Source organism: Pseudaquabacterium rugosum, assembly GCF_038066575.1.
Lineage (GTDB): Bacteria > Pseudomonadota > Gammaproteobacteria > Burkholderiales > Burkholderiaceae_C > Pseudaquabacterium > Pseudaquabacterium rugosum.
Genome location: NZ_JBBUTF010000002.1, coordinates 83,172 through 105,910, shown reverse-complemented (window position 1 = coordinate 105,910; position 22,739 = coordinate 83,172). Strand labels below are relative to the sequence as shown.

The window sequence follows — 22,739 nt, the reverse complement described above, 5'->3', positions numbered from 1 at the left end:
GTTCATGTCGTCGAGACGAGAGTTCTTCAAGTTTGCGGGCATCGCCGGCGGCGCCGTGGCCGCCAGCGCGGTGAGCCGCGTGGCCATGGCGGCTCTGCCGGAGCCGGTGATCCAGACCCGCCCGGACACCATGGCGCCACTGGTGCCGTCGACCGGCCAGCCCTACAACCCGGTGGTCACGCTCAACGGCTGGACCCTGCCGTGGCGGATGAACCAGGGTGTCAAGGAGTTCCACCTGGTGGCCGAGCCGGTGGTGCGCGAGATGGCGCCCGGCTTCAAGGCCCATCTGTGGGGCTACAACGGGCAGAGCCCGGGTCCGACGATCGAGGTGGTCGAGGGTGACCGCGTGCGCATCTACGTGACCAACAAACTGCCGGAGCACACCAGCGTTCACTGGCATGGCCAGCGCTTGCCCAGCGGGATGGATGGCGTTGCCGGCCTTACGCAGCCGTCGATCCAACCAGGCAAGACCTTCGTCTACGAGTTCGTCGCGCGCCGGCCCGGCACATTCATGTACCACCCGCATGCCGATGAGATGACGCAGATGGCCATGGGCATGATGGGCTTCTGGGTCACGCACCCGAAGGCCAAACACCCGCTGATCGACGAGGTCCAGCGCGACTTCTGCTTCCTGCTCAACGCCTACGACATCGACCCGGGCAGCTACACGCCCAAGACGATGACGATGCTGGACTTCAACCTGTGGAGCTGGAACAGCCGCATCTTTCCGGGCATCGACTCGCTGAACGTGCGCCTGAACGACAAGGTGCGCATCCGCATCGGCAACCTGACGATGACGAACCACCCGATTCACCTGCACGGACACGAGTTCCTCGTCACAGGCACCGACGGCGGGCCGACACCCAAGAGCACCCGATGGCCCGAGGTCACGACGGACATCGCCGTCGGCCAGATGCGGCAGGTGGACTTCCTGGCCGACGAGGAGGGTGACTGGGCCTTCCATTGCCACAAGAGCCACCACACGATGAACGCGATGGGGCACAACGTGCCCACCTTGATCGGCGTCGATCACCGCGGCGTGGCGAAAAAGATCAACAACCTGATCCCCGAGTACATGACGATGGGCGAGCGCGGCATGGCCGACATGACCGAGATGGAGATGCCCATCCCCGACAACACCGCACCGATGATGACAGGCGAAGGCCCGTTCGGCTCGGTGGAGATGGGCGGCATGTTCAGCGTGCTCAAGGTGCGGCGTGACCAGAAGCCGGGCGACTACAAGGACCCGGGCTGGTTCAAGCACCCGGAGGGCACGGTGGCGCACGAGTACACGGGCGCTTTGGCCGAGCCAGCTCGTTTCAAGGCCGAAGGCGGGCAGTCGATGCCGCGCGCCGTCATGCCAGCCAAGCCGACCGAGGTTCAGGTTCGCAAGCCCACTTCGCACGGTGGACATTGATCGACCGTTTCAACGCCATTCCACTTTCAACGCCAGCCATCAACAGGAACAACCCATGAACGTCCACACCACTGCTGCCCATCGCCTCATTGCCGTCATCACCCTGTGCCTTTCCGGCGCCGCATTCGCTGGCGGCAACCATGCAGGCGGCCATGGGCACGATGAAGCGGAGTCCGCCATCGGCAAGCCCGGCACAGCCGCCAAGGCGGCGCGAACCATCGCCGTCGAGATGAGCGACACGATGCGCTACACCCCGTCGGACATCCAGGTCAAACAAGGCGAGACCGTGCGCTTCGTGATCAAGAACGTTGGCAAGGTCAAACACGAACTCAGCCTGGGCACCGAGAAGGAACTGCTAGAGCACCTGGAACAGATGAAGAAGTTCCCGGACATGGAGCACGACGAGCCGAGCAAGGTGACGTTGGCGCCAGGCAAGCAGGGCGAAATCATCTGGCAGTTCACCAAGGCGGGGACCGTGAACTTCGCCTGCCTGATGCCGGGCCACTATGAGGCCGGCATGAAGGGCGCCGTCAAGGTCAGCCGGAAGTGAACTCCGCTGTGCGAACCCTGGCCGCGCGTCGGCAGTTCCTGGGCGCGGCTGCCGCGCTCTGCGCAACTGGCGTGCTGGCCGCACCCGACGCGGATACCACCGTTCAGGTCTGGAAAGACCCGAACTGCGGCTGCTGCAAGGACTGGATTGCCCACGTGGAGCGCCAGGGCTTCAAGGTTCGCGTGTTCGACCAGGGCAACACGGCGGCCCGCGCGCGCCTGGGCATGCCGCAGAAGCTGGGCTCCTGCCACACCGCTGTTGTTCAAGGCTACGTCATCGAAGGGCACGTCCCGGCCGGTGACATCCAGCGGCTGCTGAAAGAGCGCCCGAACGCGTTGGGCCTGGCGGTGCCGGGCATGCCGATCGGCTCCCCGGGGATGGACGCGCCGGCCTATGGCGGAAGGCGCGACCCCTATCAAGTGCTGCTCGTCCAGAAGGACGGGACAGCGACCGTGTTTTCAAACCACTCGTGAGGAACTGACATCCATGATCAAGAACACTCTGGCCCTCTCCGTGCTGGCCCTCGGCATGGCACTTCCCGTCGGCAGCTTCGCCCAGGCCGCCATGGACCATGGCAAGACGGGCATGTCTCAACCGGCATCGATGACCGACGGCGAAGTCAAGAAGGTCGATCAGGAAGCCGGCAAGGTCACGATCAAGCACGGTGACATCAAGCATCTGGACATGCCCGGCATGACCATGGTCTTCACCGCCAAGGACAAGGCCATGCTCGCAGCCGTCAAGGCGGGCGACAAGGTCAAGTTCATGGTCGTCAGCGAAGGCGGCAAGATGATGTTGACGGAGATTCAACCCGCCAAGTGACGCGCATCGGAAGGATGCAGGGAAAGCGGCGAGGCGCGAGCCCCGGCAGGCTCCAATCGAAGCCACGTGACGGCCGTTCCTCAGGCCACATGCTAGACACCAGCCCGATCCCCGGCACCAGCGCTCAGAGCTTTGAGTCGCTGGTCTTTGGCCGCTCACCATGGATGTTGCCGGCCCCCGAGGCCATGTATTTCATGAAGGCGCGCCCAGCGTCGAGGTCCACCAGTTGGCCGAAGCCCGACGCAAGAATCTTGACGCCGTTCTTGTGTTGCGGCTGGTAGCTGACGCCGAATGCTTTGCGGCACGCGGGGTCGAGCCTGATCTTGTCGCCACTGCCGCTGCGGACGAACGGAAAGTCCAGACACTGGCCCTCGAAGAGCTCTGCGCCGTGGGTGGCTGGATCCCCTTGCTGGGGTGCGATGGTGCCGCCGTTCACGATCATGAAAGCGCTCTTGATGGGCGCCGCCTCCGCGTACTTGGCCTGCACGTCGGCCACCATCTTTTCGTAGGGGTAGCGGGCGCTCGCGTCGTCGCGCCAGATGGCCCAGACCCGTCCTTCGTGAACGAAGATCTTCACGAAATCGAAGTTCGACTTCGCCTCCGGATACAGATCGAACCGGATGCCAGCCTTCACCTTCGCGCCCGTTGCCGGGCTGGTGAGTTCGTAGTCGCTCTGCTTGAGGTTGATGGACCGGTCGTTGGCATCTTTGCTGCCCGGCGGGAAACGCTTCTTGACGGCGGCGATGGCCTCGGACTCGCTCATGCCGAGCTTCACGCCGAGCAGGTCGTAGGTGCTGATGGCGCCTTTCGTGTCCTGCGGCTTGTAGATGGAAGCGGCGTGCACGGCACCCACGCCCAAGGCTGCAAGAAGCACGGAGGCAAAGATGCCGGGACGGTGGCGGAGCACAGTGTTGGTCATGGTGTTTCGTTCGAAGTGAGATGGGGTCATGCGGCCACGCGTCGGTCGCCAGCGGCAAACCCGACGACCGCGCTCAAAGCTCGTGGGGTCCGCGCGACGCCGCGGCGCTTGCGGCAAGCTGGGGCTCTTGGACGCTGCCGTTCAGCGTTGGGTCGGTGTCTTTGCGCGCAGCCAGGGCTGCGGCTGCCAGGTGTCCGGCATTCGGAAGACCTGTTGCGGCCGAAGGTGCATGCGCCTTCGTCGGCGATGGCGCTTTGGCCTGGCTGCGCAACCGGGTCTCGGCGCCATGCGCAGTGACAGCACCCAGCACAGTCAGCGCGACGATGCCGACGGTTGCGGCAAGCGTGCGAGTCTTCATGTTGTCTCGGCCTCCCCAGGCGCGTTCATGGGCCGGCGTGACCGGCGCGTTGGCGACGGTCACTGCAGCGTGTGGATCGGTATCGGCGCATGGGCTCGATCCCGATTTGTACCATATATGCGGGTGCATATATGCGAGTTCATCTTCAGCATTTCTGAGGATGCGCAGAGCAAAAGACGAGCAGGTATTGCGGGCGGCCGCCGCCGAGATCAAGGCACGCCGCGGGCACATCCAGATCAGCCAGGAGGAACTGGCCCATCGGGCCGACATCCACCGCTCCTTCATTGCCCGGGTGGAAGTCGCACAGACGCAGCCATCCCTGGCGGTCCTGCTGCGGATCGCTGATGCCTTGGAGGTAGACGCTGCTGAACTTGTCGGCTCCATCGTGGAGCGCTGCAAGCACGAGGTATAGGGTCTCCCGGTTGCTTGCGGGCCAGCGCGCCTGGGTCGGGCGCTTGCGAGCGCCGCCCCGTCATGAAGGCGTCAAAAACTGACTGGACTATTCGCTTTCACATGGATGCGTTGCGATCAGGTGAGGCTATCGGGTGCAGGAACAGACGGGACTGGGCAATGGGCATGACCCCAAGGAAACCGGGCTACCGGTGTCCCAGTACGTCCGCATGTCCACCGAGCACCAGAGGTACTCGACCGAGAATCAGGCCGCGACGATCGCCGAGTACGCGGCCCGACACGGCATGCGGATCGTGCGGACCTACGAGGACGCTGGCAAGAGCGGGCTGAACCTCAGAGGCCGCGGCGGCCTGCAGGCGCTGCTCCACGACGTGAGGCAGCCCAACCCAGGCTTCAATGCCGTGCTGGTGTACGACGTCAGCCGCTGGGGCCGCTTCCCCGACCCGGACGAGGCCGCCGTCTACGAGCATGCCTGCAAGAGCCGAGGCATCCGCGTCATCTACTGCGCCGAGCCCTTCAACAACGACGGGTCGCTGCCGTCGACGGTGTTCATCGGCATCAAGCGCAGCATGGCCGCCGAATACAGCCGGGAGCTGTCGGTCAAGGTGTTTGCCGGTGCCAGCACCATCGTCCGGCACGGCTTTCGCCAAGGCGGTGCCGCTGGCTTTGGTCTGCGACGCCAACTCATCGACGAGCAGCACAACGTCAAGGGCCTGCTGTCACGCGGCGAGAAGAAGAGCATCCAGACCGACCGGGTGGTGCTGGTGCCCGGGCCGGCCGACGAGATCGCCGTCGTGCACCGAATCTACCGCCTGTTCCTGGAAGGCGGCATGCCGGAGCGCGTCATCGCCTCCGTTCTGAACCGTGAAGGCATCCGCTCGGACAGCGGCGCACCCTGGACCCGCGGCACCGTCCACCAGATCCTGACCAACGAGAAGTACATCGGCCACAACGTCTACAACCGCACCTCGTACAAGCTCAAGGTCCGGCATGTGCGCAACCCGCCGAGCGAATGGGTGCGCTGCGACAGCGCTTTCGAGGCCATCGTCCCGGTACATCTGTTCATTCAGGCCCAAGCCATCATCGCCGCGCGGTCGCGCCATCTTGATGACGAGCAGTTGCTCGACCTGCTCCGCAAGGCCCTGGAGAAGCACGGCGCACTGTCCGGCATCGTGATCGACGAAGACGACGACGCACCCTCCAGCTCAATCTACCGCAGCCGGTTCGGCTGCCTGCTTCGGGCCTACAGCCTCATTGGCTACCGGCCGCGCCGGGACTATGCCTACCTGGAGATCAACCGAGCGCTGCGGCGTCACCACCCCGAGCTGATCGAGCAGATGGCGGCGAGCATCACCGGAGCTGGCGGTTGGACGGTGCGTGACCCCGCGACGGACCTGCTGACAGTCAACGGCGAATTCACTGTGTCGCTGGTCATTGCGCGCTGCAAGCCGACGCCTGCGGGAGCGCACCGCTGGCGCATCCGGTTTGATGCCAGCCTGCTGCCGGACATCACGGTGGTGGCACGCATGGACCCCAGCAACCAGCGGGTCTTCGACCACTACGTATTCCCGGCCATCGACTTCCTGCCGGAGACGCTGCCGACGCTGGAGGACAACGGCTTCACGCTGGACGCCTACCGGACCGACTCGCTCGACTTCTTCTATCAACTGGCGGGGCGCATGCCCCTGCAGGACGCCGCATGAGCCCTTCCTCCCCGCACATCGAGATGATCCCCATCGCGGACATCACCGTGGCCAACCCGCGTGTGCGCAACGCGAAGGTTCACAAGACCATCACCGAGAGCATCGATCAGGTCGGGCTCAAACGCCCGATCACCGTGCGCCGCTTGTCGCCGGGGCAAGGTGACACCCAGTACGCGCTGATCTGCGGGCAGGGGCGTCTGGAGTCCTGCAGGATGCTCGGGCAGACCGAGATCGCCGCGCTCATCGTCGATGTGGACGAGGAGACCGGGCACGTGATGAGCATCGTGGAGAACGTGGCCCGCCGCACGCCGCGCGCGGCGGAAACGCTGGAGCATGTGCGCGTGCTCAAGCAGCGCGGCTACACCGATGGCGAGGTCGCGGCCAAGCTCGGTTGCACGGCCTCCTGGGTCAACAACGTCGTGAACCTGTTGGAGCGCGGTGAAAAGCGCCTGCTGGCGGCCGCCGAGGCCGGCCATATTCCGCTCAATCTGGCAGTCAGCATCTCGCGCGCCAACGGCAGCGAGACGCAGGAACTGCTGATGGCTGCCTACGAGAGCGGCGAGCTGACGGGCCGCAAGATCACGGTGGTGCGCAAGATCCTCGAGCAACGTGAGCGCAGCGGAAAGAAGGGCACCAACTCGTTCGCCAGATGGCCGTCCAAGCGCCACATGAGTCCCGAGGACCTGGCGAAGCTGTACCAGCGCGAGGTCGAGATGCATCGGCGGATCCAGAAGAAGTCCGAGTACGCACAGAAGTCACTGCTGCTGGTCCAGCAGATCTTCAAGGAGCTGTTTGCGAACAAGGAATTCCGCGCCTTGCTCAAGTCGGAGAAGCTCGCCAGCGTTCCGCAGCCGCTGGCAGAAATGGCTCAGCGCGGTGGGGTGGCCCGATGAGCGACAAGCCGCCCAAATCTGTCCGTCTGGGGTTCGAGCGCAACTGCAAGGAAATTGCGCTTGAGCTGCTTCAACCCGGCATCGCGCTGCCGGCCGGCATCAAGGACACGGTCAAGTTCCGCCAGATCCGCACCTCGGTACGCGCCATTGGCCTGGTCGAACCCATCGTGGTTACCCACAGCCGCGACAGCGCCGGCAGCTTCGTGGTGCTGGATGGCCACATGCGCCTGGAGGCCCTGCGCGAACTGGGCGCCCAGAAGGCGCTGTGCCTGATCTCGACCGACGACGAGGCCTACACCTACAACAAGCGCGTCAACCGCCTGTCCGTGGTGCAGGAGCACCGCATGATCGTCCGCGCCGCCGAGCGCGGCGTGTCTGTTCAGCAACTGGCTGAGGTGCTGGACGTATCACAAGGCGCGATACGCCAGCAATTCAGGCTGCTGGACGGCATCTGCGGCGAAGCCGTGTCGTTGCTGGCCGACAAGCCCGCGACGCATGGCGTGTTCAAGGTGCTCAAGCAGATGAAGCCCTTTCGCCAGATCGACGTGGCCCAGGCCATGGTCAATCTCGGCAACTACTCGACGAAGCTGTCGCTGGCGATGCTCCAGGCCACCCCACCCGACCAACTGACCGAGGCAGCGGCGGCCAAGGAGCAGCGCGCAGGCCCGACCGAAGCCCTTCAGCGGCTGCAGCGCGAACTGGCCGCCGTGCAGGCCGATACCAAGCTTCTGGAGGAAGGCTACGGGCCGGCGAACCTGCAGCTGGAGATCATCAAGACCTATGTCGGAAAGACGCTGCTCGAGAACGTCGCCGTCGTGCGGTGGCTGGCCCGGACGCACGCAGAGTACCTGCAGCAGCTTCAGCTGATCGCAGAGATCAAGCAACTGGCACCGCAGTAGCACTCCCGCCTTTCAGACGCGAAGTACATCCTCCGCCATGCCGTCCAGGCGCTGCTTGATGCCCTTCCAGCCCGGCAAGTGCCGATCCAGCAGCCGGTAGAACCGCGGGCTGTGGTCGTGGCTGGCCAGGTGACACAGCTCGTGCAGCACCACATAGTCGATGCATTCGCGCGGCGCCTTGACCAGGCCCGGGTGCAGTGTGATGCGGCCGGTGGGTGAGCAGCTGCCCCATTGCACGCGCATGGCCTGCAGACGCATCGGCGGCGATGCCTTCACCCAGCGAAGCCCCTTCGCGACCGAATCCATCCGGTCACGCAGTACCTCTCGGGCGCGTTGCCGATACCAATGGTCCAGCGCTTGCTGCACCGTTGCCGAAGCTGCTTCGGGCACGACCACTTCCAGGCACGCACCCCGCAGCTTGCACGCAGGCGTTGCCACTGCGTCAACGATGACCCGCAAGCGATACCGACGGCCGAGGTAGTGCACCGCCTCACCGCTGACGTATTCACGCGGGCGAACGTGGGCCGTGCGCAAACGAGCAGCCTCTGCGTGATCGAGGATCCATCGCGACCGTTTCTTCACGGCAGCGATGACCGCTTCGTGTCCGACGCCTTCGGGTGCGTCCACGATCACCCGCCCATCGGGCTCGACGTGGATCGCCACCTTCGATGGCTTTCGTTCACGTTGAAGCCGCACCGAAAACGAAATGACTTCGTCTCCGTAGCGGACGCTGAAGCGTCCGGCCCTAACCTCGGCGCCGGCCATCACGCCTTTCCGAGCCCCAGGCGCGTGATCTGCACGATCTGGTCCACGGCCTGCTTCGCGCCGTCCAGGCCCAGGGTCTTGAACAGCAGCGGCAGCAGCCCCTTGCGGATGGCAGCTTCGATGCTCTGCGGGCTCAGCGAGTTCTCGGCGACCGCGTCGCGCACCACCTGGTCGATGGCCAGCGCCTGCGCCACCACGGCGTCGCGCGCGGGGGCGTCCATGGCGGCCAGGGCCTCGTCGCCCATCACCAGGCGCAACACGCCGAAGTACGCCCGGGCATGGGGCTGGTCGGCCAGCACGTCGGGCGTGCCCGGCGCCTGGCGCGGGCCGAGCTTGTCCTCGAAGTCCTTGAACAGCGCGTACTGCTTCAGCGGGTGCTCGAACATGGCCTCGGCCTCGGCGATGGCCTGCCGCAGCAACTCACCGAACACCTTCTGCGCATACGGATCTTCGGCCAACTCCTGCTCGATGGTCTTGCGCAGCCGGGTGCGGATCAGGTCTGTCTCGTTGCGGGTCTTCTCCTCGGACCATTGCGCCGGATCCTCGGGCTGGCCGAGCTGGTGCACCAGGTACACGCCTTCGGGTTCACGCACCTCGGTTCCGATGACCTGCTTGTCCACCAGGCGGCGGATCTGGTCTTCGTAGACGCTGTAGTCCACGACTTCCATCGCGTCGCGACGGGCGGTCTGGCGCAGCTCAGTGAAAAAGCGCAGGTCGGCCTTGTACTGCGCGATCAGGCCTTCCGAAAAACTCTTGTCCTCAAAGAAGCTGCGGCTGGCCAGCGCCGTCTGCAGGCACAGTCCGAAGGCCGTGACGGCCGCATAGAAGTCATCGCGCAGCTTCTGGCGCTCGTCGTATTCCTCACCCTCAGGCGCGGTCACGAACTTCGGCGTCAGCACCTGGCGGTACTGCTCGCGGTCGCGCTTGTTGGCCACGCCCTTGAAGAAGGACCAAAGCTTGTCGTGCAGCGCCGGCAGGCGCTTGTATTCGGTGCTGACCTGCTGGTACAGGCCTTCCAGGTCGTTGAGGTCGAAGCCGCCTTGGGTGCGTTCTTCCAGTTCCTGGTAGGCGCGGATCGCCGTGTCCAGCTCCTTCAGGATGCCGCGGTAGTCCACCAGCAGGCCAAAGCGCTTGGCATCGTGCAGCCGGTTCACCCGTGCCACGGCCTGGATCAGGTTGTGGCCCTTCAAGGGCTTGTCGATGTAGAGCACCGCGTTGCGCGGCTCGTCAAAGCCCGTCAGCAGCTTGTCGACGACGATCAGCAGGTCGGGCTCGCCATCGGTGCCGAAGTCGGCGATCAGCTGCTTCTCGTAGTCTTCCGGGTCCCGCCCGCTGGCCAGCACCGTCTGCTTCCACCACTTCTGCACCTCGGGCAGCGTGTCCTCGTCGACCTCGGCATTGCCCTCGCGGGTGTCGGGCGCCGAGATCACGACGGCGCTGCTGACCAGGCCGGTGTCGTCCAGCGCCTTCTTGTAGCGAATGGCGTCCTGCTTGCTGTCGGTGGCGATCTGGCCCTTGAGGCCATGGCCCAGTTGCTTGAAGTTCTGGTCGAAATGGGTAGCGATGTCCCATGCGATCAGCTCGATGCGGCCGGCCGCGCCGTAGATCGCGCCCTTCTTGGCGAACTTCTTCTTCAGGTCGGCGCGCTGTGCGTCGCTGAGGCTGGCTGTGAGCTTGTCGAACCAGCGGTTCACCGCCTCTTCGTTGATTGTCAACTCGGGCACCCGCTCTTCGTACAGCAGCGGCGCCACGGTCTCATCGTCCACCGCCCGTTGCATGGTGTAGGCGTGCACGATGGGGCCGAACTTGCTGGCGGTCTTCTCGTTCTTCAGCAACGGCGTGCCGGTGAAGGCCACGTAGGCCGCACGGGGCAGCGCCTGCTTCATGCGCTCGTGCGTCTCGCCGCCGTGGCTGCGGTGGCCCTCGTCCACCAGCACGATCAGGTTGGGGGAGTCGTTGCGGCACTCCGGCAGCTTGGACGCCGCGTTGAACTTGTGCACCAGCGTGAAGGAGATGCGCTCGGTGCCACTGCCGATGCGCCGGGCCAGGTCACGGCCCGACAGCGCCCGGCTCTTCTCGCCGTCCTTCACCGACGCGATCGCCGATCCAAAGGCGCCGCCCGACATGAAATTGCGTGCCAGCTGGCTTTCCAGATCCACGCGGTCGGTGACCACCACCACGCGGCATTCGGCCAGTGCCTCCACCAGCAACAGAGCCTTGGTGAGGAACACCATCGTGAAGCTCTTGCCCGAGCCGGTGGTGTGCCAGATCACCCCGCCCTCGCGGCCACCATCGGGCCGCTGCTGGCCCAGCCGCTGCAGCAGCGCACGGATGCCGAAGAACTGCTGGTAGCGCGCGACGATCTTGCCCACCTTGCGGTCGAACAGCACATAGCCGCGCAAGAACTCCAGCAGCCGCGCCGGCGTCAGCAGGCCGATCAGCAGCACGTCCTGCTCGGACGTGGCCATGGTCTGGGCCCACAGGCCCTCGAAGTAGGCCCGCAGCGCTGGTGGCTTGCCGTCAATCAGGCGCGCGCGCACGTCGGCGGTCAGCGGCGCGTTCTTCACCGCCAACCAGTGCGGCGCGCTGAATTCTTCGTCGCGCCAGCGGGCCCAGAACTTGGCCGCCGTGCCCGTGGTGCCGTAGCGCCCCTCGGTCTGGCTGATGGCCAGCAACAACTGGGCATAGGCAAAGAGTTGGGGAATCTCGTCCGGCCGCTGGTTGCGCAGGTGCTGACTGACGCCCTCGGTCACCATGGACTTCGCAGCGTGCGAGCCCTCGGGCCGCTTGGCCTCGATCACCACCAGAGGCAGGCCATTGACGTAGCCCACGATGTCGGGTGCGCGGTGGTGTGTGCCCTGGGCCGACAGCACCTGCAGCTCCTCCGTCACATCGAAGCGGTTCGCCGTTGGGTCGGAGTTGGTCCAGTCGACGATCGCAATCGTCGGCTGGTGCTTCTTGCCGTCGGGCATGAACTCGGTGACCGTGATGCCCAGGGCCAGCTTGGCGTACAGCCGCTCGTTGGCCGGCAGCAGCCCTTCGGCCAGGTTCAGCGCCGACAGCTCGCGCACGATCTGCTCGATGCCGCTGCCCGACAGCGGGTAGCTCTGCCCCTTGTAGTCGTAGCGCCGGGTCTGCAGCACCTCCACCAGGCGGTGCTTGAGGATCACCTCGCGCGTGCCGCCGCGCAGGGCCAGCGCCTGGGCGGTGGACAGGAAGTTCCAGCCCAGGTTGCACAGCAGGTGCAGCGCGGGGATGTGGGCGCTGTACTGTTCTCGGGGGTTCGGGGTGGTCATCCGGTACCTCAAATCCAGTAGGGGTGCTGCATCCACTGCGGCGACATGCCCATGGCGGACAGCCAGCGTGGATGCGCTGCCATTGGCGCCAGCAAGGCGGTGACCTCGGCCCGCCAGGTGGCACCGTTGCCTAGGCGTTGCAGCAGGTAGCTCAGGATCAGCAAAATGGCGAACACGCGATCCAGCCTGGGCAGATGCGGGGGCCGCCATTCCGCCTCCGGCATGTGATCGGGTCGGATGGCCAGTTCGCGGTTCCACAGGCGGCTGTGGTGCGCGCAGACATTGCGCACGTAGGTCAACACGTGCAGCCAGTCTTGCAGGCGCTTGTGGTGAATGCCAAGGGGAGCGGCCACATCGCGCCTATCGGCCGGCAACATGCCCCGGTAGAGCGTGGACAGCGAGCCCAGGCTCATCAGCTCGGTCGTCATCCAGATCGGAAGCGCCGGGAACCCCTGATACCTGGTCGCGTAGTGGCCCACGAAGGCATCACTCGAACGCCCGGTCTCATCGCGCAGCTTCTCCAGCCACTGCGCGTGGCGAAACCTGGGATGAAAGTTGGCCGGATCTTCGTGGCCAAAGGCGCCGTAGGTCATGCCGATACGGTGGGTCACGGCCGTGCGCAGCGCCACCTCAACACGCTCGAGTGCATCCAGCACATGCAGCCTGAGCTGGCGATCAAAGTCGTAGAGCGCGACCACGTCCTCGAACGACGTGCCGGGGTGAACGTCATCCAGCAGCGCGCCCTGGGCATCGCGCCGACGGAAGGGATACCAGTAGGCGCTGAGACGGTAGTAGCTGATCGACGCCAGCGTGCGCTCAGCAGCGGCCGGATCGTCGATCACGAGGCCCCGCTGCATGAGCAGAGCAACCTGATCGGCGTACGGTAGCGCCGTCTTCGTGAAGGGAACCTGGGCCATGGCTGCCATGGCTAGCTGTTCCGATCAGGCAAGAAAAAGCCGCCAAGGTTGCGCATGCGTGAGCAGAGGCGTGGCGGCTGTGTTGACCACAGTGTACAACACGCCGCATGCCAGCCCAAGGCGACTGGTAGTCGCGCCGCTTTCGCCGGGGTCACGCAGCAACTCCTTCACGATCCAGGCGAACACGGCGCTTGCCGGTCAGCAGGTCGGCCATCAGCGCAGCCTTCTCCTGCCGCAGCCCCTGAATCTGCCGTTCGAGCAGTTCGACCTCGCGGCGCGCCAGGTCCAGGATGCCGACGATGCGGCGCTGTTCTGGCAGCGGCGGGATGTTGAACGGCCACTTCAACCAGCGCTCGGTCTTGAAGATCATCTTCTCGACATGCACGCCGATGCTGGAGTGGAAGCAGGTTTGCTGGAAGTAGCGCGACTCGGACAGGTAGCGCAGAAACTTCAGGTCGATCTGCCCATCGCTGTTCAGCACCGCGTATTCGTTGGACACCACCGCACCGTCCAGTTCGGCCGGCACGATGCCGCAGGCGCCGTGGACGATCTGGCGCTTGGAGATCAGGAAATCCCCTTCGCGCACGTAGAACTGCGAGGGCGTCTTGATCTCGTCGCCGGTCAAGGTTTCTCGGAGTTCGACGCCGCCGCGCGAACGTTTGACGGTGATCAGCCGGTAAGTCTCGCCAGCGCGCAGCCCAGCCGGCCGACGCACTTCGGTCAGATGGCGCATCAGCGGGATACGCCGCCATCCCTCAGGTGTGGCTGACAGATTGGGAATGCCTGGCTGCACCGAGGCCGGGTAGCCACCGTTGTCCGCGCCGCCTTCCGCGCTGGGGTTGGCCGGCGGCAGGTGCAGCGTCGCGGCAAGCAACGCCTGCCACTGCACCCTACGGTTCGCCAGCAGTGACTGCGTCAAGACGGTTGCGTCGTCCCATGCGGCAAGAATGCTGGCGATGCGGCGTTGCTCATCAAGCGGTGGAACAGCCACCGTCACAGCCTTCAGGATGCCGCCGCTGAGGTTCTGCTGAGTTCCGGCGTTGCCGAGCTCACGAATCGTCGTGTATTGAGAGGTCAGGAGCTGAAAGAAGAAGTCCGGGCTGCATCCGTCGTGTAGATGGATCGCAGCACAAGCTTGGTTCGTGGCGGCCTCGATCCCCAGCTTGGCCACCTGCCCTCGCGTCTTGCCCTGCCCATACATCGCCATCAACAGCGTGCCCGGCGGAAACAGCTTGGCCGATGAGTTCTTCAGCCCGGCAGCGGTGATCTTCTCGGCTGTGTCGGTGATGGTGTTGAACTGGATTTCGCCGGTGGTGACCCAGGGCACATCGCCGCCCCAGTAGCTCGGTTCCGACCGATCCGGCGTGCCGCCCGACGTGATGCGGGCAATCTCGCCCAGGGTGCTGCTGTGCCAGCCTTCAGGAAGCATCGTTCTTCCCCTTTTTCTTCGCCAGCCGCTTGGCGACCTGCCCCAGCTCCTGCACACCGGACTCGTCGCCAGCCGGTGCCTCCAGCATCCGCGCAGCGTAGGCCTGGCCTTCGGCTTCCAGCGCTGCCCGTCGTTGCACCGAGAACTTCTCGTACTGGCCCTCCGCATGGGCCACGGCCTGCTTGTGCGACACCGTGCCCGCGCCCGCCAGCACCTGGCGCTCGTTGAACGCCAGGAAGGCGTCCAGCCGCTCGGCCCAGTCCTTGAGGAACACCTCCTTGCGTCGCAAGGCCTGGTCTTCGGCAAAGTCCAGCCACATGGTGACGATGCGGTTCAGCTCGCTCACCTCCGCCTCGCGCAGGTAGTTCTTGGCTGTGCCCACGTCGGCCTTGGTGACGTGAGTGCCTTTCCAGGTGCTCAAGCCCATGTGGGGCTGGTTGGCGTCAGCGCGGCGGACGATCAGCTCCGACGCGGTCTGACCGTGCACCGCGAAGTGCAGCTTGTTCTGGATGACCTTGAAGAAGCGCGTGGTCTCGGGCAGCGAGGGCGCGTAGTCGGCGGCCAGCGCGAAGATCTCGCGCACCCGCAGGTACATGCGCCGCTCGCTGGCGCGGATGTCGCGGATGCGTTCGAGCAACTCGCCAAAGCGGTCGGGCAAGGCCGAGTCGGCCACGGGCGGGTTCTTCAGGCGCTCGTCGTCGATGGTGAAGCCCTTGAGCAGGTACTCACTCAGGTGGGCCGTCGCCCATTGGCGAAACTGCGTGCCACGAGCCGACCGGGCGCGGTAGCCCACGGCCAGAATCACCTCCAGGCTGTAGAAGCGCACCGTGCGTCGGACCTGCCGGCCGCCCTCCTGGCGAACCTGTAAGCTGGACTTACAGGTTGCCGCCGGGTCAGCCTCGCCCTCGGCGTAGATGGCCTTGACATGCTGGGTGACGTTCTGCGGCGTGGTCTGGAACAGCGTGCCGATCTCGGCCTGGCTGAGCCACAAGGAGCCGCCGTCGGCACGCATCTCAACCCGGGTCAGCCCGTCCTCGGTGGTGTAGAGAACGAACTCGCCCTGGCCCTCGGCGCCTGGCTGCAGCGGCAGCTCACTCATAGCCCAGCTCCTTCAGGTAGGAGTCCATCTGGGTTTCCAGCCGCGCCAGTTCCGCCTTGAGTTCCAGACGTTCGCGGCGCACGGCCATCAGGTCGATGGGAGCCTCTTCCTGAAAGGTGTCGACGTACCTGGGGATGTTCAGGTTGAAGTCGTTCTCGGCGATCTGGGCCAGCGTGGCCAAGTGGGCGTAGCGCGGCGCCGGCTGGCGGGCGGCCACCGTGGCCTGGATGCGCTTCAAGTCGGCTTCGCGCAACACGTTCTGGTTCTTGCCGGCCTCGAAGTCGCGGCTGGCGTCGATGAACAGCACGCGGTCATCGACCTTGTTTTTGCGCAGCATCAGCACGGCGGCCGGGATGCCGGTGCCGTAGAACAGCTTCTCGGGCAGGCCGATCACCACGTCGAGCAGGTTCTCCTCAATCAGCTTCTGGCGGATGCGCCCCTCGGCCGCACCGCGGAACAGCACGCCGTGCGGCACCACCACCGCCATGCGGCCGGTGCCAGGCTTCATGGTCTCGACCATGTGCAGGATGAAGGCGTAGTCGCCCTTGGTGCGCGGCGGCACGCCTCGGCGGAAGCGGCTGAACTTGTCGGCATCGGCACCCTCGAAGCCCCACTTTTCCAGGCTGAAGGGCGGGTTGGCCACCACGATGTCGAAGTGCTTCAGGCTGTTGGTGCCGTCCAGCAGCTTGGGGTTGCGGATGGTGTCGCCCCACTCGATGCGGTGGTTGTCCTCACCGTGCAGGAACATGTTCATCTTGGCCAGCGCCCAGGTGCTACCGATGGCCTCTTGCCCATAGAGCGCGTACTTGCGGCTGCCGGCGCCATCACGGATCAGCCGGCCGCACTTCATCAGCAGCGAGCCCGAGCCGCAGGTGGGATCGCAAATCTCGTCGCCAGGCTGGGGTGCCATCAGCCGCGCCATCAGGGTGGACACCTCGGGCGGGGTGTAGAACTCGCCGGCCTTCTTGCCGCTGGTGGAGGCGAAGTTCTTGATGAGGAATTCGTAGGCGTTGCCGATGACGTCAAGGTTGCCGACTCGGCCCTCGCGCAGGTTCAGCGCGGGCTTGGCAAAGTCTTCCAGCAGGTGGCGCAGGATGTCGTTCTTCTGCTGCTCGTCACCCAGCTTGTTGCTGTTGAAGCTGATGTCCTGGAACACATCGCGCAGCTTGGCCAGGTTGGCGTCTTCGATGGCGTGCAAGGCCTTGTCGATGCGCTCGCCATTGCCGGGGGTGTGGCGCAGCGCGTGCAGGGCGTAGAAGCTGGCGCTGGCGGGCAGCACGAAGCGCTCGTTTTTCAGCATCTCGGCGATCAGCTCGGGGTGGTCGCCGTACTGGGCCTTGTAGTTGTCGTAGTGGTCCTGCCAGACGTCGGAGACGTATTTCAGGAACAGCATCGTCAGGACGTAGTCCTTGTAGATGCTGGGGTCCACCGTGCCGCGGAAGGTGTCGCAGGCGGCCCAGACGGCGGCGTTGATGTCGTCCTGGCTGACTGCAGCCTGGGCGGCCTGGGGCGTGGTGAGGTCGTTCATGGGCGGGTGGCCTGTTGACTCCGCATGGAGGCCGCCGACAGGGCTTCGGCCAGCGCATGGAGTTGTTGTTCGCGGTTCTGGATGAGGCGGCGCATCATGGCCCGCTCAGCGCGAGCGGTGCCGTCCAGCGCAACGATGCGGTGCTGCTGCGGCAGGGGCGGCACGGCCAGTGGCAGCGCCTCCAGCACTGGGCGGCGAATGCTGAGCTGACCGCTGCCCTCGGCGCTCTGCATCAGCAGGCGCTGGAACGGTGGCTGGTTGATCTGCCAAGCCAGGAAGGCCGGGGCCACTGCGGCGCCTGGCTGCACGCGCAGGTGGAAGAAGGCCGGGCCGCAGACCGCCGGCATGGGCGGCGTATCGACCACCACGGCGTAGAACCGGGCGCCTTTGGCGACGAAGAGCAAGTCACCTGGCTGCAGCCAACTGGGCACCTTGCGGCCCGGCAGGTGCGCTCGCAGGGCACCTGCCCAGGCGACGCCTGACTCGGGATCGACGTCCTTCATCTGCAGCGCGATCACGTCGCCGTCGGGAGCGCCCTCAATGGCGCCCCGGAAGGGGTAACCCGCTTGGACGGTGGCGACCTGGCTCAGAAGAAGAAGTTTTGCATCAATCACGGTGACGCATCATAACCGGCGCATCGCTCGATGCAAGAAATTTCCGCATCAACTTAATTGGAGCAAATCAGCCAGGCGGAGTCCGCAAGCCCATGAACGTTGTTGCACCACATCGCAGGAGCGCGAGCAGTGCATCGAAGTGCGTCTGGCTGAAGGGGTCTTGAAGCGGACCCGGAAAGGTCTGCCCTTCGGGCCCGACGAAGTGCTGCGTCCCGCCAGCGCCGACGCCGGCCACCGCCGTGAAACCAAAGTGCCGGGTGAGCACATCGTGCAGATCGCGGCGTGCAGGCAGGCGGAACGTGGCGGGCGAGGTCAGCAGACGGGCGGCGACCTTGCCGGTTCCCACGATGCGCAGCGGTACGTCCATGGGCCCGAAGTCAAATGGCAGCGGGCCGCGCAGGATTGGCTCGATGGGCATGCCGATGCCGGGCGCCGCCATGGCCGGCTTGCCGGTGGCGGCCTGGGTTGCCAGGGTGCGCCACAGCTCCCGCTGCCGGCCGTCGCGCCAGCGTCGGTAGCCGGCCGGCGCCCGGTCCAGCGCGGCCTGGACGATGCGCTCCAGCGCTGCGTGTTGTTCACCCGTCAGCACGCCAGTGACCATGGCCATCATCGACTCGGTGCTGATCCACGACCAGGCCCAGAAGTTGGCCAGCGCCTCTTCCAGCCAAGCGTCCGTGCCGCGCACGGCCATCACCACCTGAGTTTGGTAGGGCATGAACTTGGCATGGCCAGCCTGCAGCTCCATCCATGTGAGCGCAGCCTCCACTTGCGAGTGGAACAAGGCGTGCTCATAGATCAAGCCGATGCCGAGCCTGGCCGCCAGCGCATCACTGCCGCGCCTGAAGCCCTCGCGCTGCAGATCCAGCGACAGGCTGCAGACGAAGGCATCCAGGTTCGCCGCGTCGAAGTAGATGCCCCACGCACGTTCGGCATGGGCATGGTGGGGCTGGTACCAGGCGATCGCCTCAAGGCCGTACTGCCCCTGAAGCGCTCGAACCCGCTCTGCCGAAGCCTGCGGTTGCGGCCAATCGAACACCACCTCGTCATCGAAGGCATCGAGCCAGGCGGGATCGGCCGGGTCGAAGGGGCTGGCATCACTCACGGCGCTCTCGCAGGCCCCAGGGGGCAGCGAAGGGGGGGGCGCGCCGGTCTGGCGTGGTGACAGAAAGGCCCTCGGCAACCGACGCTCGGCTGCGGCGCGAACTTCGCCATAGGGCGGCAGGCCCCGGTGCGGCGCCCAGGTGACCACGGCGAGGCGCTGGCTGGCGTTGGTATTCACGATCAGCGCGCGGTACAGGCCATCACGCGGTGGCGGATGCAGCGGGTCGGGCGCGGCCAGGATGGCTTTGCTGATCGTGCGAATGCCAGACGCTGTCGATGACTTGGGCAACCGGACCACGAAGCCGGGCGGGATCAGGTCCAGCAACGGAGTGATGTCGAACGCCGGCCGCACGGGCGCAGCGTCTGCGGCGCCCGTGCATGGCGCCGCCGAGCCATCGAGCTGCTCAAGCGCCCGTCGCGCGCTGGCCTGGGCCGCCTCGGCCCTGTAGCGGGTGACATGGACGATGGCCGCATTACGGAGCGCCGTGGGCACAGCGCTGTCGCCCGGATCCAGCGATGCGACGACGGTGACCGCCGTGCGGGTCGCGTCCAGCGCGACTGAATGGCAGTGAATTCGCAAGCCTTCGTCGGCGTCCGCAGGGAAGGCGCGGCGAGCGAGCAAGAGCCGGGTCAGCTGGCCGATCAGTGGCCGTTGCGCCTCCAACGCCGTCAGCAAGGCGTTCGCATGACGCCCGCGCCCGACCTCGGCAACGGTCAGGTCACCGTCGGCAATGAAGAAGGGCAGGTCTGGATCGGAGAGGGAAACGACGGCGGCCAGCAGGCTGGCGCTGGGCTCCTGAACGATGGCGACTGCCTGCCAGAGGGCTGCACGGCGCAATTTTGATTCCGCAAACACCGATGAGGTTCTTCCCGACTTGTTCTTGCGACGCTTCGCAATGGTCTGTGGGGCTTGGCTGGCCAAGGGTCAACATGGTCGCCAGCACGTCGCCATGTCATCGTGTCATCGTGTCATCACGGTGGCACGGTGGCACGGTGGCACGGTGGCACGGTGGCACGGTGGCACGGTGGCACGGTGGCACGGTGGCACGGTGGCACGGTGGCACGGTGGCGAGCCATCATGACCGAGCACCGCGACGTTCACTCATCGCGCGAACTCGCCGGCCGGAAATCCAGCAGGTGCGCCCACTTCTCGTGATGCTTTCGCCCCGTCCGGGACGTGCGGGGAATGCCATAGGCGCCGGCGCACAACATCGCGATCTCATTCATCTGCCGCCGGGAGTTCCTCAAGATGTTCCAGTCGTCGTCATGGAGGGTGGGGATCACCGCAACGACGTGCACGTGGATGTGGCGCTTGTCACCATGCGCCACCATCACCGTCGGCCTGTTGGGCGTCCAGCCGAAGAAATCGAGCGCGTCGCGCGCCACGCGGTACGCGTTCTGCGCACTCGATGCCCAGCGCGGCACATGGCGAGGCTGTTCCGGTGGGTTCTTCAGCACCCGCGAGGCCGCAGGTGCGAACGAGACCACGATGTGCACGTACCAGACCGGTGGGATCTTCGCGCCGGCCTTGGCCGCTCGGCAATAGCGGTCCATCTGCTGCGTCAGTTCGGCGGCGGCGTCGGCCACCTCGGTACCCAATGGCATCGCCGTCAGCGCAACCTTGTAGAGCTGCGGCGGGCCGAGCAGCCGAACGTTCGAACCGGACAGGGAATCCTGGGGCGAGAACAGGTAGCGAAACAGGCGCCTCAGGTCGGCACGCCGGCGCGGTTGCGCGCGCCGGTGGTTGATGATCTTCAGGAGCACCGAAGACCCTCGAGCAGTTCTTTCAGCATGGTCCGCGCGTCTGCCAACGTGTCTCTGGCCTCCTTCATAGCAGTGGACGAGCGCCTCTTGCCCGCATGGAGGGCTTCGATCCCCATTACGGCGCTCATCAGCACCTGCGACAAGACGACCAACTCAGGCGCCGGGGAGACGGTATCCCGCGGCTGCGCAGTCACCGGAGCCGGCATCGGCGTCGCCTGCCACACGCCATCGGCCAGACAGCGCTGAAGCCCCAGCAAGATCAATTCGGATCGGCTGCGGTGATGCTTCCCTGCGGCCTCGTCCAGCGCCTTGAGTTCATCCTCCGCCATCCGGAAATTCACGCGGGCTTTGGCCTGCTTCGACCGCGGGGCACTGACCACGCGAGGCCGGGGTTTCTTCTTGGACGCACTGGGCATGTTCGAGACACTTGTTGTTCATTCTTGCTTGCGCATTTTGCGCCCCCCTGTGGGAGCGACCCAACGGGTCCAAACGACGAGCAAATGCATCGCTGACGAAGCCTTCGTCGCCGTTGCTTGCAACGATGCCGTGCCGCGTTCAGCCGCCGACCGCGACGCCTTGTTCGCCATCGAGCACAGCCATCGCCGCCATCCGTACGGCCACGATGCCCGCCATTTCGCGCGCCCACTGCCAGGTGGGCCCGTGCTTCCAAGGGTTCAACGCCTGGTCGAGCACGTACTCGCGGGCCCAGGGTACGTCTGCCTCCAGTGCGCGCAGGGCGCGTCGCCGGTCGCCGAGGGCGATGCAGATGTCCACCCGGGCCGCAGCATGGAGCTGACAGGCCTCCGGTGAATCGAGCAAGGCGGTCACGAGACCCAGTGCGCCGGCGGCGTGCAGCGACATCGCCGCCGATTCCAGGCTTTCCGCCCGGTAAATGACCGGGATGCCGCACGGGCTGAAGCCGTAGATCTGCCCCTCTGGCGCAGGCTCGAGCTCGCCGCAGGTCCAGGCGCGGAATTCGGCCTCGGTGAGCGGGCGCCAGTCTTCCAGGTCCAGCAGTTCCTGTTCCAGGGTCCGCAGCGGGCATCTGGCGCCGCCAACCATCGCCGTGGTCATGCGCAGAACCCCATGGGTGCGCGTTCTGCACGGTTGTCCGGCACGTCATGGGCATGGACGGTCCAACACGCCGATTGAGCGGCGCTGCCGCAGGCACGGCGCAGCAGGCTCCGCACGGCGCGCGGTCCGTGCATGGCCAGCTTGGTCGCAGCCTCCGCGCTGAGCTGGAAGCGCGCGAAGACGGGCTCGGCATCCGCCATCTGGCGCAGAACCGAGTGCACGACCTGGACAGCGACCGCTGGCCCCGGCAGCGGGATGTCGAACGACAGCAGCCTGCTGAGAATGGGCGCAGGCAGCAGGTGCCGGTCGTTCGAGGTGGCCATCCACACGATGGCTGACGCATCGATCTCCAACGTCGGCACCGAGATGTCGCGGAATGTGCGCGCCATCGCAGGCTCCAGTAACTGATAGAGCGGACCGACCGGGGAGAAACGTTCGCCCGGGTGCAGCATGGCTTTGTCGAGCTCGTCGAGCAGGATGACCGGATTCGCCTCCTTGCCGTTCACCAGGAGTTCGAAGACCTGCCCCGCTTGACTGTTGGCCCAGCTGGCGGCCGAGCCGCCAAGCTGTGCGCCGGTTTCGGCAGAGCTCATCAGGACCCGCTGGAAGCCACCGGCCACGATCTTTGCCAGCTGCTCCGCGAAAGTGGACTTGCCTGTGCCGGGCGTGCCGTCGAACAACATCGGGTCCAGCTTGACCACGCCGTCATGCAGTTCGGCCAGGGCGCCCATGGTGCGCACGTACTGCAGCACGTCGCAGAAGTTGGGGAAGCTGCGTTCCAGCGCGTCGATGTCTGAGCGCCATTGATCAGGCAAACGCCGGAGCTGGCGAACGCGACCGTTGGTCGCACGCAGTTTCGCCAGCACGCTGGCGTTTCGCCGCCGAAGGTCTTCGTTACCGATTTCCATCGCCACCGCCGCAGCCAGCTCATCCACAGCCTGCCAGGTGCACAGCGTGTGGCGGGGCGCTTCGGCAAGACTCGGGGCCGCCGCCGTCCCATCCTCGGTCAAGAAGCTCACGAGGTCCTCGATCGACTCCTTGCGGACGACTTCGGAATCGGCGCCACAACGCCGTGGCTCCGGGCCTGCGACGTTCTCGGCTTCGTCCTGCGGCGCAGGGATGGTGGGGTGGCGGGGGTGCGTCATGCGGCGATCCTGTCGACAGCGCAGGCGTGCGCGGC

The 22,739-nt window shown here is 65.7% G+C and carries 22 protein-coding genes; 8 read left to right on the top strand and 14 right to left on the bottom strand.

Annotated features, from left to right (window positions below; translation table 11 throughout):
- The first annotated feature begins 4 nt into the window (after window positions 1–4).
- Genes AACH11_RS01095 through AACH11_RS01080 form a run of 4 tightly spaced genes read left to right on the top strand, consistent with a single transcriptional unit; the run spans window position 5 to window position 2,789 of the window.
- A complete protein-coding gene (locus tag AACH11_RS01095) occupies window positions 5–1,417 on the top strand; it encodes a multicopper oxidase family protein (protein WP_341372634.1) in 1,413 nt (470 codons plus the stop codon).
- A 55-nt stretch (window positions 1,418–1,472) separates the two neighbouring features.
- Window positions 1,473–1,967 carry a cupredoxin domain-containing protein gene (locus tag AACH11_RS01090; protein WP_341372342.1) on the top strand — a complete coding sequence of 165 codons (495 nt, stop codon included), beginning with the start codon at window positions 1,473–1,475 and terminating at the stop codon, window positions 1,965–1,967.
- Between the two features lie 8 nt (window positions 1,968–1,975).
- A complete protein-coding gene (locus tag AACH11_RS01085; protein ID WP_423228670.1) occupies window positions 1,976–2,440 on the top strand; it encodes a DUF411 domain-containing protein in 465 nt (154 codons plus the stop codon).
- A gap of 13 nt (window positions 2,441–2,453) precedes the next feature.
- Window positions 2,454–2,789, top strand: a complete 336-nt coding sequence (locus AACH11_RS01080; protein ID WP_341372341.1) for a copper-binding protein — start codon at window positions 2,454–2,456, stop codon at window positions 2,787–2,789.
- A gap of 124 nt (window positions 2,790–2,913) precedes the next feature.
- On the opposite strand, the gene AACH11_RS01075 is transcribed toward AACH11_RS01080, so the two are convergent.
- Together AACH11_RS01075 and AACH11_RS01070 are read right to left on the bottom strand one after the other, a co-directional pair.
- Window positions 2,914–3,708, bottom strand: a complete 795-nt coding sequence (locus AACH11_RS01075) for a hypothetical protein (RefSeq protein ID WP_341372340.1) — start codon at window positions 3,706–3,708, stop codon at window positions 2,914–2,916.
- 73 nt (window positions 3,709–3,781) lie between these two features.
- Window positions 3,782–4,066, bottom strand: coding sequence for a hypothetical protein (locus AACH11_RS01070; protein ID WP_341372339.1), 285 nt, complete (start codon window positions 4,064–4,066; stop codon window positions 3,782–3,784).
- 160 nt (window positions 4,067–4,226) lie between these two features.
- Between AACH11_RS01070 and AACH11_RS01065 the strand changes: the two genes are divergently transcribed.
- From AACH11_RS01065 to AACH11_RS01050, 4 genes are all read left to right on the top strand, one after another.
- Window positions 4,227–4,478 (top strand): helix-turn-helix domain-containing protein, encoded by a 252-nt coding sequence (locus AACH11_RS01065; protein WP_341372338.1) that lies wholly within the window; start codon window positions 4,227–4,229, stop codon window positions 4,476–4,478.
- A gap of 208 nt (window positions 4,479–4,686) precedes the next feature.
- Window positions 4,687–6,180 carry a recombinase family protein gene (locus tag AACH11_RS01060; RefSeq protein WP_341372337.1) on the top strand — a complete coding sequence of 498 codons (1,494 nt, stop codon included), beginning with the start codon at window positions 4,687–4,689 and terminating at the stop codon, window positions 6,178–6,180.
- On the top strand, window positions 6,177–7,073 hold the full coding sequence (locus AACH11_RS01055; RefSeq protein WP_341372336.1) for a plasmid partitioning protein RepB C-terminal domain-containing protein: 897 nt from the start codon (window positions 6,177–6,179) through the stop codon (window positions 7,071–7,073). Before AACH11_RS01060 ends, AACH11_RS01055 begins: the two co-directional genes overlap by 4 nt.
- Window positions 7,070–7,972 (top strand): ParB/RepB/Spo0J family partition protein, encoded by a 903-nt coding sequence (locus AACH11_RS01050; protein WP_341372335.1) that lies wholly within the window; start codon window positions 7,070–7,072, stop codon window positions 7,970–7,972. The genes AACH11_RS01055 and AACH11_RS01050 overlap by 4 nt, the downstream gene beginning before the upstream one ends.
- 12 nt (window positions 7,973–7,984) lie before the next feature.
- On the opposite strand, the gene AACH11_RS01045 is transcribed toward AACH11_RS01050, so the two are convergent.
- From AACH11_RS01045 to AACH11_RS00990, 12 genes are all read right to left on the bottom strand, one after another.
- The gene (locus AACH11_RS01045) at window positions 7,985–8,737 is read right to left on the bottom strand and encodes a M48 family metallopeptidase (RefSeq protein ID WP_341372334.1); all 753 of its coding nucleotides are present in this window, start codon (window positions 8,735–8,737) and stop codon (window positions 7,985–7,987) included.
- The gene (locus tag AACH11_RS01040) at window positions 8,737–12,033 is read right to left on the bottom strand and encodes a type I restriction endonuclease subunit R (RefSeq protein WP_341372333.1); all 3,297 of its coding nucleotides are present in this window, start codon (window positions 12,031–12,033) and stop codon (window positions 8,737–8,739) included. Before AACH11_RS01040 ends, AACH11_RS01045 begins: the two co-directional genes overlap by 1 nt.
- 8 nt (window positions 12,034–12,041) lie before the next feature.
- A complete protein-coding gene (locus tag AACH11_RS01035) occupies window positions 12,042–12,950 on the bottom strand; it encodes an Abi family protein (RefSeq protein ID WP_341372332.1) in 909 nt (302 codons plus the stop codon).
- 151 nt (window positions 12,951–13,101) lie between these two features.
- A complete protein-coding gene (locus tag AACH11_RS01030) occupies window positions 13,102–14,379 on the bottom strand; it encodes a restriction endonuclease subunit S (protein ID WP_341372331.1) in 1,278 nt (425 codons plus the stop codon).
- A complete protein-coding gene (locus tag AACH11_RS01025; RefSeq protein WP_341372330.1) occupies window positions 14,369–15,478 on the bottom strand; it encodes a virulence RhuM family protein in 1,110 nt (369 codons plus the stop codon). The genes AACH11_RS01030 and AACH11_RS01025 overlap by 11 nt, the downstream gene beginning before the upstream one ends.
- On the bottom strand, window positions 15,471–17,006 hold the full coding sequence (locus AACH11_RS01020; RefSeq protein ID WP_341372329.1) for a type I restriction-modification system subunit M: 1,536 nt from the start codon (window positions 17,004–17,006) through the stop codon (window positions 15,471–15,473). The genes AACH11_RS01025 and AACH11_RS01020 overlap by 8 nt, the downstream gene beginning before the upstream one ends.
- Window positions 17,003–17,620 (bottom strand): restriction endonuclease subunit S, encoded by a 618-nt coding sequence (locus AACH11_RS01015; protein ID WP_341372328.1) that lies wholly within the window; start codon window positions 17,618–17,620, stop codon window positions 17,003–17,005. Before AACH11_RS01015 ends, AACH11_RS01020 begins: the two co-directional genes overlap by 4 nt.
- A gap of 67 nt (window positions 17,621–17,687) precedes the next feature.
- Window positions 17,688–19,643: a hypothetical protein gene (locus AACH11_RS01010; RefSeq protein ID WP_341372327.1), complete on the bottom strand. Its 1,956-nt coding sequence runs from the start codon at window positions 19,641–19,643 to the stop codon at window positions 17,688–17,690.
- Window positions 19,644–19,819: 176 nt separating this feature from the next.
- On the bottom strand, window positions 19,820–20,485 hold the full coding sequence (locus AACH11_RS01005) for a relaxase/mobilization nuclease domain-containing protein (RefSeq protein ID WP_341372326.1): 666 nt from the start codon (window positions 20,483–20,485) through the stop codon (window positions 19,820–19,822).
- Complete coding sequence (locus AACH11_RS01000; RefSeq protein ID WP_341372325.1) at window positions 20,476–20,901, bottom strand: ribbon-helix-helix protein, CopG family; 426 nt, start codon at window positions 20,899–20,901, stop codon at window positions 20,476–20,478. The genes AACH11_RS01005 and AACH11_RS01000 overlap by 10 nt, the downstream gene beginning before the upstream one ends.
- A gap of 139 nt (window positions 20,902–21,040) precedes the next feature.
- The gene (locus AACH11_RS00995; RefSeq protein WP_341372324.1) at window positions 21,041–21,559 is read right to left on the bottom strand and encodes a hypothetical protein; all 519 of its coding nucleotides are present in this window, start codon (window positions 21,557–21,559) and stop codon (window positions 21,041–21,043) included.
- Entirely contained in the window at window positions 21,556–22,704 is a 1,149-nt protein-coding gene (locus tag AACH11_RS00990) for an AAA family ATPase (protein WP_341372323.1), read from the bottom strand. Before AACH11_RS00990 ends, AACH11_RS00995 begins: the two co-directional genes overlap by 4 nt.
- Between the last annotated feature and the right edge of the window lie 35 nt (window positions 22,705–22,739).

Coding starts and splice junctions, on each gene's coding strand:
- AACH11_RS01095 (WP_341372634.1), top strand. CDS start 5: ATGTCGTCGAGACGAGAGTTCTTCAAGTTTGCGGGCATCGCCGGCGGC.
- AACH11_RS01090 (WP_341372342.1), top strand. CDS start 1,473: ATGAACGTCCACACCACTGCTGCCCATCGCCTCATTGCCGTCATCACC.
- AACH11_RS01080 (WP_341372341.1), top strand. CDS start 2,454: ATGATCAAGAACACTCTGGCCCTCTCCGTGCTGGCCCTCGGCATGGCA.
- AACH11_RS01075 (WP_341372340.1), bottom strand. CDS start 3,708: ATGACCAACACTGTGCTCCGCCACCGTCCCGGCATCTTTGCCTCCGTG.
- AACH11_RS01070 (WP_341372339.1), bottom strand. CDS start 4,066: ATGAAGACTCGCACGCTTGCCGCAACCGTCGGCATCGTCGCGCTGACT.
- AACH11_RS01065 (WP_341372338.1), top strand. CDS start 4,227: ATGCGCAGAGCAAAAGACGAGCAGGTATTGCGGGCGGCCGCCGCCGAG.
- AACH11_RS01060 (WP_341372337.1), top strand. CDS start 4,687: ATGTCCACCGAGCACCAGAGGTACTCGACCGAGAATCAGGCCGCGACG.
- AACH11_RS01055 (WP_341372336.1), top strand. CDS start 6,177: ATGAGCCCTTCCTCCCCGCACATCGAGATGATCCCCATCGCGGACATC.
- AACH11_RS01050 (WP_341372335.1), top strand. CDS start 7,070: ATGAGCGACAAGCCGCCCAAATCTGTCCGTCTGGGGTTCGAGCGCAAC.
- AACH11_RS01045 (WP_341372334.1), bottom strand. CDS start 8,737: ATGGCCGGCGCCGAGGTTAGGGCCGGACGCTTCAGCGTCCGCTACGGA.
- AACH11_RS01040 (WP_341372333.1), bottom strand. CDS start 12,033: ATGACCACCCCGAACCCCCGAGAACAGTACAGCGCCCACATCCCCGCG.
- AACH11_RS01035 (WP_341372332.1), bottom strand. CDS start 12,950: ATGGCCCAGGTTCCCTTCACGAAGACGGCGCTACCGTACGCCGATCAG.
- AACH11_RS01030 (WP_341372331.1), bottom strand. CDS start 14,379: ATGCTTCCTGAAGGCTGGCACAGCAGCACCCTGGGCGAGATTGCCCGC.
- AACH11_RS01025 (WP_341372330.1), bottom strand. CDS start 15,478: ATGAGTGAGCTGCCGCTGCAGCCAGGCGCCGAGGGCCAGGGCGAGTTC.
- AACH11_RS01020 (WP_341372329.1), bottom strand. CDS start 17,006: ATGAACGACCTCACCACGCCCCAGGCCGCCCAGGCTGCAGTCAGCCAG.
- AACH11_RS01000 (WP_341372325.1), bottom strand. CDS start 20,901: ATGCCCAGTGCGTCCAAGAAGAAACCCCGGCCTCGCGTGGTCAGTGCC.
- AACH11_RS00995 (WP_341372324.1), bottom strand. CDS start 21,559: ATGACCACGGCGATGGTTGGCGGCGCCAGATGCCCGCTGCGGACCCTG.
- AACH11_RS00990 (WP_341372323.1), bottom strand. CDS start 22,704: ATGACGCACCCCCGCCACCCCACCATCCCTGCGCCGCAGGACGAAGCC.